General features: G+C 72.4%; 14 protein-coding genes. 6 read left to right on the top strand and 8 right to left on the bottom strand.

Going from position 1 to position 13,855, the window contains the following annotated elements; all coding sequences use genetic code 11:
• Positions 1–98: 98 nt before the first annotated feature.
• Genes ACYVLT_RS23360 through ACYVLT_RS23345 form a run of 4 tightly spaced genes read right to left on the bottom strand, consistent with a single transcriptional unit; the run spans position 99 to position 4,214 of the window.
• Positions 99–863, bottom strand: coding sequence for an ABC transporter permease (locus ACYVLT_RS23360; protein ID WP_461122337.1), 765 nt, complete (start codon positions 861–863; stop codon positions 99–101).
• A 48-nt stretch (positions 864–911) separates the two neighbouring features.
• Positions 912–2,234 carry an MFS transporter gene (locus ACYVLT_RS23355; RefSeq protein ID WP_461122336.1) on the bottom strand — a complete coding sequence of 441 codons (1,323 nt, stop codon included), beginning with the start codon at positions 2,232–2,234 and terminating at the stop codon, positions 912–914.
• Positions 2,235–2,238: 4 nt separating this feature from the next.
• The gene (locus ACYVLT_RS23350; protein ID WP_461122335.1) at positions 2,239–2,703 is read right to left on the bottom strand and encodes a MarR family winged helix-turn-helix transcriptional regulator; all 465 of its coding nucleotides are present in this window, start codon (positions 2,701–2,703) and stop codon (positions 2,239–2,241) included.
• 17 nt (positions 2,704–2,720) lie between these two features.
• Positions 2,721–4,214 (bottom strand): NCS2 family permease, encoded by a 1,494-nt coding sequence (locus ACYVLT_RS23345; RefSeq protein WP_461122334.1) that lies wholly within the window; start codon positions 4,212–4,214, stop codon positions 2,721–2,723.
• 76 nt (positions 4,215–4,290) lie between these two features.
• Here ACYVLT_RS23345 and ACYVLT_RS23340 point away from each other — a divergent pair, with 76 nt between their 5' ends.
• Positions 4,291–4,575 (top strand): DUF2530 domain-containing protein, encoded by a 285-nt coding sequence (locus ACYVLT_RS23340; protein WP_461122333.1) that lies wholly within the window; start codon positions 4,291–4,293, stop codon positions 4,573–4,575.
• A 299-nt stretch (positions 4,576–4,874) separates the two neighbouring features.
• Here ACYVLT_RS23340 and ACYVLT_RS23335 read toward each other — a convergent pair whose 3' ends face one another.
• Together ACYVLT_RS23335 and ACYVLT_RS23330 are read right to left on the bottom strand one after the other, a co-directional pair.
• The gene (locus tag ACYVLT_RS23335) at positions 4,875–7,706 is read right to left on the bottom strand and encodes a sacsin N-terminal ATP-binding-like domain-containing protein (RefSeq protein WP_461122332.1); all 2,832 of its coding nucleotides are present in this window, start codon (positions 7,704–7,706) and stop codon (positions 4,875–4,877) included.
• Positions 7,703–8,482 carry a DUF3027 domain-containing protein gene (locus ACYVLT_RS23330; RefSeq protein ID WP_461122331.1) on the bottom strand — a complete coding sequence of 260 codons (780 nt, stop codon included), beginning with the start codon at positions 8,480–8,482 and terminating at the stop codon, positions 7,703–7,705. The genes ACYVLT_RS23335 and ACYVLT_RS23330 overlap by 4 nt, the downstream gene beginning before the upstream one ends.
• A gap of 72 nt (positions 8,483–8,554) precedes the next feature.
• Between ACYVLT_RS23330 and ACYVLT_RS23325 the strand changes: the two genes are divergently transcribed.
• The 4 genes from ACYVLT_RS23325 to ACYVLT_RS23310 are packed head-to-tail and all read left to right on the top strand — an operon-like array spanning position 8,555 to position 12,258.
• Complete coding sequence (locus tag ACYVLT_RS23325; protein WP_461122784.1) at positions 8,555–9,301, top strand: glutaminyl-peptide cyclotransferase; 747 nt, start codon at positions 8,555–8,557, stop codon at positions 9,299–9,301.
• 15 nt (positions 9,302–9,316) lie between these two features.
• Entirely contained in the window at positions 9,317–10,222 is a 906-nt protein-coding gene (locus ACYVLT_RS23320) for a threonine ammonia-lyase (RefSeq protein ID WP_461122330.1), read from the top strand.
• 33 nt (positions 10,223–10,255) lie between these two features.
• Complete coding sequence (locus ACYVLT_RS23315; RefSeq protein ID WP_461122329.1) at positions 10,256–11,767, top strand: MFS transporter; 1,512 nt, start codon at positions 10,256–10,258, stop codon at positions 11,765–11,767.
• Between the two features lie 11 nt (positions 11,768–11,778).
• Positions 11,779–12,258: a DUF2771 family protein gene (locus ACYVLT_RS23310; protein ID WP_461122328.1), complete on the top strand. Its 480-nt coding sequence runs from the start codon at positions 11,779–11,781 to the stop codon at positions 12,256–12,258.
• 244 nt (positions 12,259–12,502) lie between these two features.
• Here the strand turns inward: ACYVLT_RS23310 and ACYVLT_RS23305 are convergent, their stop codons facing one another.
• Complete coding sequence (locus tag ACYVLT_RS23305; protein ID WP_461122783.1) at positions 12,503–12,889, bottom strand: cold-shock protein; 387 nt, start codon at positions 12,887–12,889, stop codon at positions 12,503–12,505.
• 126 nt (positions 12,890–13,015) lie between these two features.
• Here ACYVLT_RS23305 and ACYVLT_RS23300 point away from each other — a divergent pair, with 126 nt between their 5' ends.
• A complete protein-coding gene (locus tag ACYVLT_RS23300) occupies positions 13,016–13,213 on the top strand; it encodes a hypothetical protein (protein ID WP_461122327.1) in 198 nt (65 codons plus the stop codon).
• Here ACYVLT_RS23300 and ACYVLT_RS23295 read toward each other — a convergent pair.
• Complete coding sequence (locus ACYVLT_RS23295) at positions 13,182–13,823, bottom strand: HAD family hydrolase (RefSeq protein ID WP_461122326.1); 642 nt, start codon at positions 13,821–13,823, stop codon at positions 13,182–13,184. The genes ACYVLT_RS23300 and ACYVLT_RS23295 overlap by 32 nt on opposite strands.
• Positions 13,824–13,855: the final 32 nt, after the last annotated feature.

The following is a 13,855-nucleotide window of genomic DNA, read 5'->3' as shown; positions in this document are numbered from 1 at the left end:
CGGACACGACCAGGCCCCGCCACCCGGCGGTACGACCGGGAGGCGGGGCCTCGTCTGTTCCCGAACTGACTGCCGCTCCCACCACGAAGCGACGAGACTTAGGATAGCCTAAGCTCCCCCGTGGCACCAGTCCTGCGCACCAGACCTCTCGCGACGAGTTCCACGACCACCGCGATGGCCACCGCCTCCACCGCCAGCAACCCCAGCAGCACGACGAGCTGCAACGCACCCGCCTGCCACACCGGCGCGCCGCCCAGCAGCATCCCGACGAACGCGCCGGGCAAGGTGACCAGGCCGACCGTGCGGGTCTGGTCGAGCGCCGGGATCAGCGCCTCGGCGGCAGGCGTGCGCACCAACTCGCGCACCGCGACCGGTTCGGTGAACCCGAGCGCCAGCGCCGCCTCGTACTCGCCGTGCCGGTCCCGCAGCGTGTCGAGCGCCCGTCGCACGGACAACGTGGTCGCGGTCATCGCGCCGCCGATCAGGATGCCGCCGACCGGCACCAGCGCGATGCCGCGCAACGGCACGAGACCGCTCGCCACCAAGCCGGCGATCGCGGGCACCGTCCCGCCGAGGATCGCCGCGGCCACCCACACCCCACGCCGGCCGGTCTTCGTGCGCGCGGCCGACGTGCCCGTGGCCACGCCCGCCATCAGCACCAGGAACGCCGCCGTCAGCGGCAACGACGCGAGCACCACCGTGATCACCGCCGACACCGCGGCCAGCTGCGCGGTCGCCCGCACGGCCGCCCGGACCACCGGTTTCGGCGAGGCCAGCCGTGCCCACCACACCACCGCGCCCGCGACCGCGGTGAAGATCAGGCAGACGACGAGCAGCCGGACCCAGTCCGTCGCGATGACCACCCGGACATCTTGACGCGCCCCTCGGCCCGCCGCCGGGGTTGCCGGGCGTCAGACCCGGGCGCGGCGGCGCAGGCCGAGGCGGTGCACCGGCAGCCGGAGCCCGCCACGCCGGGCCAGCACGAGCCCGCCGACCACGGCCGCCAGGATCGACACCACCCCGCCGACGACCAACGGCGCCCGCGCGGTGAAGTGCTCGGCCAGCCAGCCCATCACCGGGCCGCCCAACGGGTTGCCACCCAGGAAGACCAGCATGTACAGGCCCATCACCCGGCCGCGCATGGCGGGCGACACGCCCAGCTGCACGGTCGCGTTGGCGGTCGTGGTGAACGTCATCATGGCGATGCCTACGGGGATCAGCGCGGCGCCGGCCAGCCACATCGTGGGCATCAGCCCGACCACGACCTCCAGCACGCCGAACGCCAGCGCGCCCAGGATCAGCAGCCTCAGCCGCGGCTTGCCGCGGGCGCTGCGCCGTGCGGCCAACGTCGCGCCGGCCAGCGTGCCGACCGCGAGCAGCGTGGACAGCAGGCCGTACGCGGAGGCGTCGCCGCCGAACGTGTTGCGCGCGAGCACGGCCAACGTGACGTAGAAGTTCAGCCCGAACGTGCTGATGAAGAACACCAGGCACAGCAGGATCACCAGGTCGGGGCGCTTGCGCACGTACCGCAGGCCTTCCCGCAGCTGCCCCTTCTCCCGCGGCACCGGGTCGCCGCGGTGCAGTTCGGCGGCACGCATCAGCAGCAGCCCGGCCAGCACCCCGAGGAAGCTGACCGCGTTGATCAGGAACACCCAGCCGGTGCCCACGAAGATGATCATCACCCCGGCCACGGCCGGGCCGACCATGCGCGCCAGGTTGAACGTCATGGCGTTCAACGCCACCGCGTTGGTGAGCTGGTCGCGGCCCACCATCTCGACCACGAAGCTCTGCCGCACCGGCGTCTCCACCGCCGACACCGCGCCCAGCAGCAGGCACAGCAGGTAGACGTGCCACAGCTGCACCACGCCGGTGACGTCGAGCAGGCCCAGGGTCAGCGCGCAGAGCCCGAGACCGGTCTCCAGCACCAGCAGCAGCTTGCGCTTGTCCATCCGGTCGGCGAGCACGCCCGCCCACAGCGACAGGAACAACGTGGGCGCGAACTGGAGCGCGGCGGCGATGCCCAGCGCGACCGGTGAGCCGTCGGACAGCTCCAGCACCAGCCAGTCCTGGGCGACGCGCTGCATCCACAGCCCGACCAGGGAGACGACCTGACCGGAGGCGTAGAGGCGGTAGTTGCGCACGCGGAGCGATCCGAAGGTGCGCCTGCGCGGCGGGGGTGCGGCTGGGTTGCGTTCGACCTGGTCCGTCTCTGCCCCACCCGCGTACGCCGGCACTTCGTTACTGCCCCGCCATCCTGTCGATGATCTCGGCGGCGCGCGAGAGCACGCCCCGTTCCTCGGGTGTCAGCTCGGCCAGCCGCTTGTCCAGCCAGGCCTCGCGGGCGGACACCTCTTCGTTGATGTAGTTCAGCCCCGTCTCGCTCAGCTCCACGATGGCCTGCCGGCCGTCGGTGGGGTGCGGACGGCGCGTGGCGAACCCGTACTCCTCCAGGGCGGCTATCACCCTGGTCATCGACGGGGGCTGGACGCCTTCCTTGGCGGCCAGCTCGCCCGGCGTCAGGGGCCCGCACTTGTGCAACGTGGACAGCGCGGACACCTGGGTGAGCGAGATCGCGGAGTTCACCCGCTGCGCGCGGAGCCTGCGGTTGAGCCGGACCACGGCCAGTCGCAACCGACTCGCCAGTCCTGCTTCAGCCTCGTGCTCCGCCACGTAGTTAGCATACCTCACGATCTCTGCGCCCATCGTGTGAACTTGCCCATTCAGCCGGCGAGCGCGGCCTGGATGGGTCCGATCGCGAAGTAGACGACGAACGCCGCCGCCACGATCCACATGAGCGGGTGCACGCTGCGCGCCCGTCCGGTCAGCGCGCGCAGCACCACGTAGCTGACGAAGCCCGCGCCGATGCCGTTCGCGATCGAGTAGGTGAACGGCATGACCACGATCGTGAGGAACGCGGGCAGGCCGACGGAGAAGTCGGCGAAGTCGATCTCCTTGATCTGCATGATCATCAGCGCGCCGACGATCACCAGCGCGGGCGCGGCCGCCTCGATCGGCACCACCGCGTACAGCGGGGTGAGGAACATGGCGGCCAGGAACAGCAGCCCGGTGACGATGTTGGCCAACCCCGTCCGCGCGCCCTCCGCGATGCCGGACGCCGATTCGATGTAGACGGTGTTGGACGACGAGGACGCCGCACCGCCCGCGACCGCGCCGACGCCGTCCACGAACAGGGCCTTCGACACACCGGGCAGCTGGCCGTCCTTGCCGATGACGCCGGCCTCCTTGCCCAGGCCGGTCATCGTGCCGACGGTATCGAAGAAGTCCGTGAGCACCAGCGTGAACACCAGCAGCGCCGCGGTCAGCGCGGGCACCCGCGTCCACGCGCCGAACGACACGTCACCCAGCAGAGAGAGGTCGGGCAGGCCGAACACCTGTTCCGGCAGCCCGGGGTAGCCGAGGTTCCAGCCGGCCGGGTTGGTGCCCTTCGACGGGCCCGCCTTGACGATCGCCTCGATCACGATGGACAGCACGGTCGCCGCCAGCACGCCGATCAGGATCGCGCCCTTGACCTTGCGCGCGACCAGGATGCCGGTGACCACCAGGCCGACCACGAACACGAACGTCGGCCACGACGCGATGGAGCCGTTGATGCCGAGTCCGACCGGGACGGTGGTGCCCGCGGCGTCCGGCAACCGGCGCACGAACCCGGCGTCGACCAGGCCGATGAAGCAGATGAACAGGCCGATGCCGACCGCGATGGCCGCCTTCAGCTCCGCCGGCACCGCGTTGAACACGGCCGTGCGGACGCCCGTGACGACCAGCAGCAGCACCACCAGGCCGTTGACCACGACCAGGCCCATCGCCTCGGGCCACGACATCTGCGGCACGATCGTGACGGCCACGAACGAGTTGATCCCCAGGCCCGTGGCCAGCGCGAACGGGTAGTTGGCGACGAGTCCGAACAGGATCGTCATCACGCCCGCGACCAGCGCCGTCACCGCCGCCACCTGCGGGATGGTGAGGATGTTGCCCAGCACGTCCACCTTGGCGCCGGGGTCGTCGGCGGCGAAGCTGCCCAGGATCAGCGGGTTCAGCACGACGATGTAGGCCATCGTCACGAACGTGACGAGCCCACCGCGCACCTCCCGGCCGACCGACGAGCCGCGTTCGGAGATCTTGAAGAACCCGTCCAGCTTGGAACGGGCCGGCCCGCCCGGCGGCGTCGCGGCGGCGGGTGTCTCGGCGGTGGCCATCTCATCTCCTCGGTCGGCGGTGGTTGAGCAGGCAGAGCGTGCCTTACTCGTGTTTCGGGCGAGTAGCCTGCCCGACGTGGCCGAACAGGACGCAGCACCCCTCCCACCCCCACCGCTCCCACCCCCGCCCCCGCTACCGCCGAAGCTGGCCGACCCCGTGCCCGCGATCGTGGCCGGGACGGCGCTGTGGGTGCTGGCGCTGGTCGGTGCGCTGCTGTTCGGCGACGGCTTCGGGGTCGTGGCGTGGACCTGCCTGTCCGGCGGCCTGCTGGGCCTCATCGGCTACGGCATCTTCACCTGGCAACGCTCCGCCGCCCGCCGCGGCAGCCGCACCGCTCAGCACGGCCAGGGCCTTGAGTGAGGGGGCTCGGCTGACACCGGGTCTGGCCGACACCGGGGCTCGCGGGTCTGGCTGACGCCGGGGCTCGGCCTACACCGGGCTGCCGACACCCAGGGGCTCGATGCCACCGGGCTGCTGGCACCGCGATCGACCGACACCGCACTCGACCGACACGGCGCTTGACCGACACCAAGGGCCGGGGCGCCGCGCCTCCTTCTCTTCCGGCAACAACTCCGGGATTTCCATTCATCCCCGGAGCCGCTTGCCCGATTGGGTGATCTTGGCAGCAGGCGGCCAAACCGGCAACTCGGGACCGGCGGTCAGCCCAGCAGCACTGACGGCGTCGGGTCGGCGATCAGGGCGGCGAACGTGTGCCGGTCGTCCCAACGGCCCGTCGTCCACGCCAGAGCGCGCGCCAGCCCCTCGGGGGTGTCGGCGGCGTGCAAAACCGTGTCGTCCACCCACCACGACACCGAGTGCTCGGCGCCCTCGGCCGCCACCACCAGGTCGTCGTGCACGATCAGCGAACCGTCCGGCAGCTCCACGCCGAGCAGGTCGCACGCCAGCCGCACCGCGCCCAGCTCCGACCAGATCACCTCGTCACCCTCGCCGACGACGGTCCCGGTCACCTCTTCCGACGCCAGCGGCAGGGCCAGGAGTTCGGCCAGCTCGGCCGCCGAACCGGCCGAGGCCAGCACCTGCTCGGGCGGCAGCACGCCGAGCAGCCACGGCAGGTCCGGCACCAGCACGTCGTCGGCCGACTCGGCCGCGCCGGTCAGCACGCGCACCCGGTCCGGCGGCTCGACGCTCACCGAGTCCGCCACCTCGGCCAGCATCGCGTGCACGCGCAGCACCAGGGCGTCGGACAGCTTGCGCGCCGGATCCCCCAGCCGGGCGATCAGGTCGGTCACGTCGTCGGAATCCACCACGCTCAACGACGTGCGCACGCCCGCGGCGGCCAGCACGTGCGGCGGCAGGTCGATCGACGGCACCACGTCGTACAGGCCCTCCAGCCCGTCGGCGTCGGGCAGCCGCCACGACCCGAGCGGCACGCCGTCGATCGTCGCGTACCGGGCCAGCCACCAGCCCGTGTAGCCGTCCGGCTCGCTCACCGCGCGCCACGCCACGGGGTCGGCGGCCATCATCGCCAGCGCCCGCGGCCACTTGTCGCGGGCCACCAGGTCCAGGTCGCGGATGCCGAGCACCCGCGTGGGCGGCACGTCGAACGCGTCCCACCAGTAGCCCTCGTCGGCCAGGTCGTGGTCGGGCTCGGTGGGCGAGTCGTCCTCGACCACGGTGAACCCGTCGATCACGCCGACGTCCGTCAGCACCGACCGCGGCCACTGCGCCGCCACCGACGCGTCCAGCACGCCGAACGGCGCGTCGGACTCCAGTACCTCCAGCAGCGCCGAGTCCGGCAGCACGAGCTCGTCCGCGCGCCGCCACTCGCCGTCCACCGACGGCAGCGCCAGCTCCGAGAGCCATGGTCGCCCACCGGCCCGCGACACCAGCCGCAGCACGGTCCGCACCAGTTCCGGTCCGTCCAGCGCGGGGTCGTCCAGGCTGCGGTGCACGGCCTCGCGCACCGCGTCGGAGTCCAGCAGCTCCGCCGGGCTCGCCTCGGTCGCACCCAGCCGCAGCAGCAGCGGGTGCGCCGCCTCGGGGTGCGCGATCCGCAGCCCGGACACCGAGAACAGCTCCGAGTCCGTGCCCACCAGCACCCCGCGCGGGCTGCTCACCAGGCGGCCGTCCACCAGCGGCACGGGCAGGCCGCCCATGGCCTCGCGCGCGGTCGAGTCGACGTCCGCGACCGGCGACAGCGCGTCGTACACCTGGTGCCACCACGCCGGGTCGCCGCCGACCCCGGCCAGCGCGGTGACCACTTCGGACACACCGAGCCGCGGCACTTCCAGCGCCGCCAACGCCTTCGCGTGCGGTGGCAACGTCAGCTCGTAGTCGAGCAGGCCGGGTATCACGTCCTCCAGGAGCTCGACCAGCTCGAACGACGCCAGGTCCAGCACCTTCGCGGCCGACGGCGCGGCCCACTCGCCGTCCGCCAACGGCAACCACGAGGCAGCCCGCAACGCCGCCAGCACACCCGTCCGCAGTCGATCGTCCACTTCGGACAAGGGGAACCCGGGCAGCGGCACCAACGAGGTCCGCTCGACCGCGGGCAGCTTCGCCACCAGCTCCGGGTACGCCGACGCGGCCTGGTCCAGCACGAACGACGCCGCCGCGCCCGCCAGCACCCGCCGCCGGGACGGCTCCACCGGCAGCGTCGCGATCAGCCGCGCGGGCAGCGACAGCTTCTCGTCGGTCGGCGTCGGCGCGTGCAGCACGTCACCGGACAGCGGCTCGTCCATCGGCCACGCCCAGCACACCGACCACTGCGGCCGCGACTCCACGCCGGTGACCAGTGACGCGGGCAACTCGCCACCCACCCGGTGCACCAGCCACCGCTGCGCCCCACCGGGCCCGGTCAGCACCACCACACCGTCGGTCTCGGACCGCTCCCACGCGTCCGCCCCGACCTCGACCCGCCGCAACCCCGGCAACGCCAGCAGCAGGTCCGGCACCTGCAACGCGAACTCGGCCAGCAGCGCGTCGCCGCCGCCGGCTTTCAACGGCAGCCGCACCTCGGTGTCGAACCCGTCCGGCAGGTCGGCCTCGTCGGACGGCCACACCAACCGCAGCACCGGCACGTCACCGCCGCGCGCGGACGCCAGCGACGGCACCGCCTCCCGCGTGCGGGCGGCCGAGAACGCCACCGAACCGGACCTCGACACCACCCGCGGCTCGTCGCTCACCGCCAGCACGGCGGCGAAACCCACGCCGAACTGGCCGACCGTGTCCGAGGCCTTCGACGACGCCCGCAACGACGCCAGCGCCGCCACGCCCGCCGCGTCCAGCGGCGCTCCGGTGTTCGCGGCGCGCAACTCGCCGTCCACGACGGACAACCGCAGCACGCCGGGCGTGCCGCGGGCCGCGTCGGACGCGTTCTGCGCGAGCTCCACCAGCAGCCGGTCCCGGTAGCCGCCGAGCCGCAGGTCCTCCTCGGCGTTGGCGTCCTCCCGGAACCGCGTCGGCGAGCCGCGCCACGCGGCCAGCACCGACTCGCGCAGCGCCTCGGTGCCGAACGGGTCCGCGCTCACTTCCCGCTCTCGTCGGCAGCGGGGTTGGCCTCCACGTCCAGCACCGCGTCGTCGTACACGACCTCGGCGACCGGCACCAGCGGACCGCCCTCGACCTCGACCTCGGAGTGCCCGCCGCACCCGTACTCCACGTGCACCACGTGGCCGTCGGCCGGGGTCAGCTCGTTCGCGCACACCCCGAAGGCGGCGCCGAGCGAACCGGTGATCCGGGTGTAGAACCCGCAGGTGCCGCAGGTGGCGGGCGCGCTGCGGGCCATCTCGCTGCGCGGCCCGAAGTCACCGGTGTGCCAGCGCTGGGCGGCGTCGAGCACGCCCTCGCGGGACAGCACCCGCACGCGGCCGAGCCCGACCTCCAGGGCGACGTCCTCCACCGCCGGGTCGTCCGAGCCGACGTAGCCGGGCGCCAGGCGCGGGTCGTCCTCGGGCGTGGGCAGCAGGTCGCCGACACCGAGGTCGCCCGCGCGGACCCGCTCGTGCCACGGCACCCACTCGGGCGCGACCAGCGCGTCGTCGCCGGGCAGCAGCACGACCTCGCTCACCGACAGCGGCGTGCCGGGTCCGGCGAACGCCACCGTGACGGCCCAGTTCCAGCCGCGGTAGCCCGCGTGCTCGGCCTCGAACAGGTGGGTGGCCGACACCTCGTCCTCGGCCACCGCGCCCACGTGGTCGCCGACGCGTTCCGCGCCCGCCTCATCTTGTGCGGCGGCTCGGGCGAGCCGGACTGCCGCTGGGTCGGCGAGCGCTGGATCGGGCTGGCGGGTCGGCGTGGCGGTCACAGGTGAATTGTGCCGCACGTCTTCGCAGCCCCGTGCACACGTGCCACCCTTTCGGACGTGCGGTGGCTCCTGATGGCGACGGTGTTGGTCTTGTCGGCGGCGTGCACCACCCCGCCGAGCGGTCCAACGGGCGGGCCGACCCGGGTCGAGGTGCTGGGCACGCTGCCCCACGACCCCGGCGCGTTCACCCAGGGGTTGGAGCTGTCCGACGGCGTCCTCTACGAGGGCACGGGGCTGGAGGGCCAGTCGTCGCTGCGCCGGATCGACCCCGGCACCGGCGAGGTGGAGCAGCGCGTCGACCTGCCCGAACCGCTCTTCGGCGAGGGCATCACCGTGGTCGGCGACCGGATCTGGCAGATCACCTGGCAGGACGGCGTGGCCATCGAGCGGGACCGGAACACGCTGGCAGAAGTGAGACGCGTCACCTACGAGGGCGAGGGCTGGGGCCTGTGCCGCGACGGCGGTCGGCTGGTGATGAGCGACGGCAGCGACGAGCTCGCGTTCCGCGACCCCTCCTCCTTCGCCGAGACCGGGACGGTCGCCGTCCGCCGGGACGGGCAGCCGGTCACCCGCCTCAACGAGCTGGAGTGCGTCGGCGGCCAGGTGTGGGCCAACGTGTGGCAGACCGACGAGGTGGTGCGCATCGACCCGGCGAACGGCCAGGTCACCGCCACCGTCGACCTGAGCGGCCTGCGGCCGGAGCACGTACCCGCCACCGACGTGCTCAACGGCATCGCCGCCGTGCCGGGCACCGACGAGTTCCTGGTCACCGGCAAGAACTGGCCGACGATCTTCCGGGTCCGGTTCACCACCGGGTGATTTACCGTCTCGCACGTGGACATCGACCTCGACAACATCGCCCGCGCCGCCGAGACCATCGACCCCGTGTTCCGCGGCACCCCGCAGTACGTGGACGAGCAGCTCTGCGCCGCGCTGGACCGCCGCGTGCTGATCAAGGTCGAGACCGTCAACCCGCTGCGCAGCTTCAAGGGCCGCGGCGCGGACTTCATGGGCACGACCCTGCCGCCCGGTCGTCCGGTCGTGTGCGCGTCGGCGGGCAACTTCGGCCAGGCCGTGGCCTACGTCGGCCGCACCAGGGGCTTCCCGGTCGAGGTGTTCGTGTCCTCCTCCGCCGTGCGCGACAAGGTCCGCCGGATGAAGGCGCTCGGCGCGTCCGTGACCGAGGTCCCGGGCGACTTCACCGGCGCCAAGGACGCCGCCCGCGACCACGCCCAGCGCATCGGCGCGATCTTCGTCGAGGACGGCCGTGACGTCGCCATCACCGAGGGCGCGGGCAGCATCGCGGTCGAACTCCTCCGCGCCGGCACCTCCATCGACGCCGTCGTCATCCCCGTCGGGGACGGCGCCCTGATCACCGGCATGGCCCGCTGGCTCAAGGAGCACTCACCGCACACCAGGGTCGTCGGCGTCTGCGCGGAGGGTGCCCCGGCCGTCGCCCGCGCGTGGGCCGGCCGCCCGCCGGCCGACACGCCGACGGACACCATCGCCGACGGGATCGCCGTGCGGGTACCCGTGCCCGCCGCCGTGCCGCGGCTGCGCGCCCTCGTCGACGACATGCTCCTCGTGCCCGACGACGCCATTCGAGACGCGATGTCGCTGGCCCGGACCACGCTGGGGTTGGTCCTCGAACCGGCGGGCGCGATCGGCCTGGCCGCGATCGCCGTCGCCGACGTGCCGGGCGAGACGATCGCCACCGTGCTCACCGGCGGCAATGTGTGAGACAGCCCGCACCGGGTGAGGCAGGATTGAAGGGTGACACCCCCTCGGCCGGACGACCAGTCGCGGCGGTACCCGTGGGAAGACGACGAGTACAAGCCGCGCACCCGGCCGTACCCGACCCCGCCCCCGCCGCCACGCGAGTCCGCGCACTTCGCTCCGCCCCCGGACAGCGACGCGCCGACCGAGCCGACGCTGCCGAGGAAGCTCACCGTCACCCGCGTCGCGTGGTTCCGCACCAAGCAGCTCAGCGGCAAGGCGCTGGCCACGTTCCGCCGGGCCGCCCACGCCGACGGCGCCAAGCAGTCCGGCCTGTCGTCGCTGACCTACGCGGTGATGCTGAACTACGCCGCCGACGCCGCCATGGCGGTGGCCCTGGCCAACACCCTGTTCTTCTCCGCCGCGGCGGGTGAGAGCCGCGGCAAGGTCGCGCTCTACCTGTTGATCACCGTCGCACCGTTCGCCCTGGTGGCCCCCGTCATCGGCCCGGCCCTGGACCGCATCCAGCACGGCAGGCGGATCGCGCTGGCGGCGTCCTGCGTGCTCCGGGTCTTCCTGTCCATCGCGATGGCGCTGAACTTCGACAACTGGGGCCTCTACCCGGCCGCCCTGGGCAGCATGGTGCTGTCGAAGTCCTTCACGGTCCTCAAGGCCGCGATAACCCCCCGCGTCCTCCCGCGCGAGATCACCCTGTCCAAGACCAACGCCCGCATGACCATCTTCGGCCTGGCCGCCGGCGGCGTGTTCGGCGCGGTGGCGGCGGGCTTCGCCAACCTCTTCGGCTCACCGGGCGCCCTCTGGTTCACCGCCGCGCTGTGCCTGGCCAACGCGTTCTACTGCCTGCGCATCCCGAGCTGGGTCGAGGTCACCGAGGGCGAGGTGCCCACCTCGCTGCGGGCCAGGCCGCAGAAGCCCAAGCGACAACCCCTGGGCCGCACGGTCGTGGTCGCCCTGTGGGGCAACGGCGCGATCCGCATGCTCACCGGCTTCCTCATGCTCTTCGCCGCCTTCGTCGTCCGAGCCCAGACCGAGGGCGACGCCTTGATGCAGGTGCTCCTGCTGGGCGTCATCGCCGCCGCCGCGGGCATCGGCAGCTTCCTGGGCAACGCCGTCGGCGCACGACTGCACTTCGGCGCCCCCGACCAGGTCGTCATCGGCTGCCTGATCGCCGCGCTCACCACGGTCGTCCTGGCCGCCGTCCTCCCGGGCCTGATCACCGCCGCGGCCGTCGGCCTCATCGGCGCGACCGCCAGCTCACTGGCCAAGGTCTCCCTGGACGCGGTCATCCAGGACGACGTCCCGGACGAGTCGAGGGCCTCCGCCTTCGGCCGCTCGGAGACCATCCTCCAACTCGGCTGGGTGTTCGGCGGCGCGCTCGGCGTCCTGCTGCCCACCGAGTACTGGATCGGCTTCACCGTCCTGGCCGTCCTGCTGGCGATCGGCCTGGCGCAGACCGTCCAGACCAGGCGCGGTGCAACGCTCATCCCGGGCCTGGGCGGCAACCGCCCACTGCGGCCCGCACCCGTCGTGCCCAGGCCCGGCACGTAGGCTCGACCGCCGTGCGCCGACTCCCGATCCTGCTGTCGCTGCTGGTCCTGACCGGTTGCGCGGCGGTACCCACCGCCCCCGAGGTGACGTTCTACGCCGACGGCGAGGCGATCAACGTCCACCCGACCCAGTACTGCGACCTGCGTTCGGAGAACTGCGACGTCGACCCCGACGCGGTCGGCGTCCTCCGCGTGCGCCCGGGCTACCCGGTCCAGATCTCCGTGCCCGGCGACCTGGCCGACACCGCCTGGTCGGTCAAGTTCACCTACCGCAACGCCCAGGGCGAACCCCAAGAACCACTGCGCAGCAAACTCTTCACCGAACGCGACCCGAAGTACGCCTACACCCTCGTGCTGCCCAACCCCGACGACCAACTGGAAAGCGTCGAGGTCCAGCAGTACGGCGCCCGAATCGAGGCCGGCACCACCGGCGCCTTCGACTTCGTCGCCCGCGGCACCTGGGTCCTCTCCGTAGACGACCGAACCTCATAACCCACACGACGGCCCCGCCACGCCCCAACGCACCCACAACGGCCCCGCAACATCCCCACCGAGGCTCGATTTGACATGGGTTCGGGTGCCATAGGCTGGACGAAGCCGGGCAGGCTTGGCGGACGCTTTATCCGCCAGGCCTGCCCGGCTTTGGCCTGCCTGGGGTGCCCGTAAGGGCCCCATGTCAAATCGAGCCGGACCCGAGAGCGCAACCACCCCACCCCCGACGACCCACCACCAAGCCCTACGGATCGAGCTCCCGCGCCACCGCCCGAACCACATCAGCGATCAACTTCGTGTTCTTCCGATCCGGATACCGCCCCCGCCGCAGGTCGGGCTGCACCTTCAGCTCCAACAACTTGATCATGTCCTCGATCAAGCCGTGCAGCTCCTCCGCGGGCCGGCGGCGCGCCTCCGCCACCGAGGGCGCCGGGTCGATCAGCCGGACCGACAGCGCCTGCGGACCGCGCCTGCCCTCGGCCATCCCGAACTCGATCCGCTGACCGGCCTTCAAGCCCTCGACACCCGGAGGCAGCGCGGATTTCCGCACGTATACGTCTTCGCCACCGTCCTGTGTGACGAAGCCGAAGCCCTTCTCCGAGTCGTACCACTTGACCTTGCCGGTCGGCACCGTTCTCACCAATCCTTAAGCGTTCACACGACGAACGCGCCCGGGGCGTGCCCAGGGCGCGTCCCACCAGACTATCCAGAACACCACAGCGGGGGCACCTCCGATCGCGCGACTACGCTTCACCGCATGTCCACCCGGAAGTTGATGCCGGCAGCCGTGGCGTTGTTCGCTCTCGGCGTGGCCGCCATCGTCGCGATGTTCATCGTCGGCGAACGCGGCCTGCCCGCCTGGGTGTTCGCCGCCGGCTGGCTGCTCGCGCCGGCCGGTCTCGCGCTGGGCGTGTTCAGCGCCGTCAGGGACGCCCGGCCCCGCCCCCGCCGCTGAGCCGCTCCGCGTTCGCCCGCAACCACCCCGGGAACTCCGTCAGGTCCGGCAGCACCACGTCCGCGCCCTCGGCCGCCAGCTCCTCCGCGTCGCACGGCCCGCTCACCACGGCGACCGACACCGCGCCGGCCGCCTTGGCCCCACGCACGTCACCCACGTGGTCGCCCACGTACACCGCCGCGTCGTGCGCCTTCAACGCCTCCGCCTTGCCGATCGACCACAGCTCGCCGAACAGGTGGTCGACCTCCCAGTCGAACGCGGCCAGGTGCAGCGCCGCGTTGGCCCGGTACTTGCCGGTCACCACGATCGTCGTCCCGCCCAGCTCACGCACCACCGCAAGCGCTTGCGCCGCGCCCGGCAGGGCGACCGTGGCGGGGATGACGACGTCCGGGTACAGCTCCCGGAACCGGGCGATCAACACCGGGATGTCGGCCTCCGGCACGCCGAAGTCGCGGTAGATCATGTCCAGGGGCGGGCCGAGGTTGGCCGCGAAGTGCGCGCCGTCCAACGGGTAGCCGCTCTCCGCCGCCACCGCGTCCATCACCGCCGCCATGCCGGGCCGGGGGTCGATCAAGGTCATGTCCAGGTCGAAGCCCACGGTCAGCGGCACGGATCGCACCCTATGCGCTGTGCCAAGCTTTG

Source organism: Saccharothrix stipae (genome assembly GCF_054781895.1).
This window is presented reverse-complemented; position numbering and strand designations above follow the sequence as displayed.

Bases quoted from the DNA above. Each gene is read 5' to 3' on its own strand.
- ACYVLT_RS23345 (WP_461122334.1), bottom strand. From the start codon at position 4,214: ATGGCCACCGCCGAGACACCCGCCGCCGCGACGCCGCCGGGCGGGCCG.
- ACYVLT_RS23300 (WP_461122327.1), top strand. From the start codon at position 13,016: ATGTCCACCCGGAAGTTGATGCCGGCAGCCGTGGCGTTGTTCGCTCTC.
- ACYVLT_RS23350 (WP_461122335.1), bottom strand. From the start codon at position 2,703: ATGGGCGCAGAGATCGTGAGGTATGCTAACTACGTGGCGGAGCACGAG.
- ACYVLT_RS23325 (WP_461122784.1), top strand. From the start codon at position 8,555: ATGGCGACGGTGTTGGTCTTGTCGGCGGCGTGCACCACCCCGCCGAGC.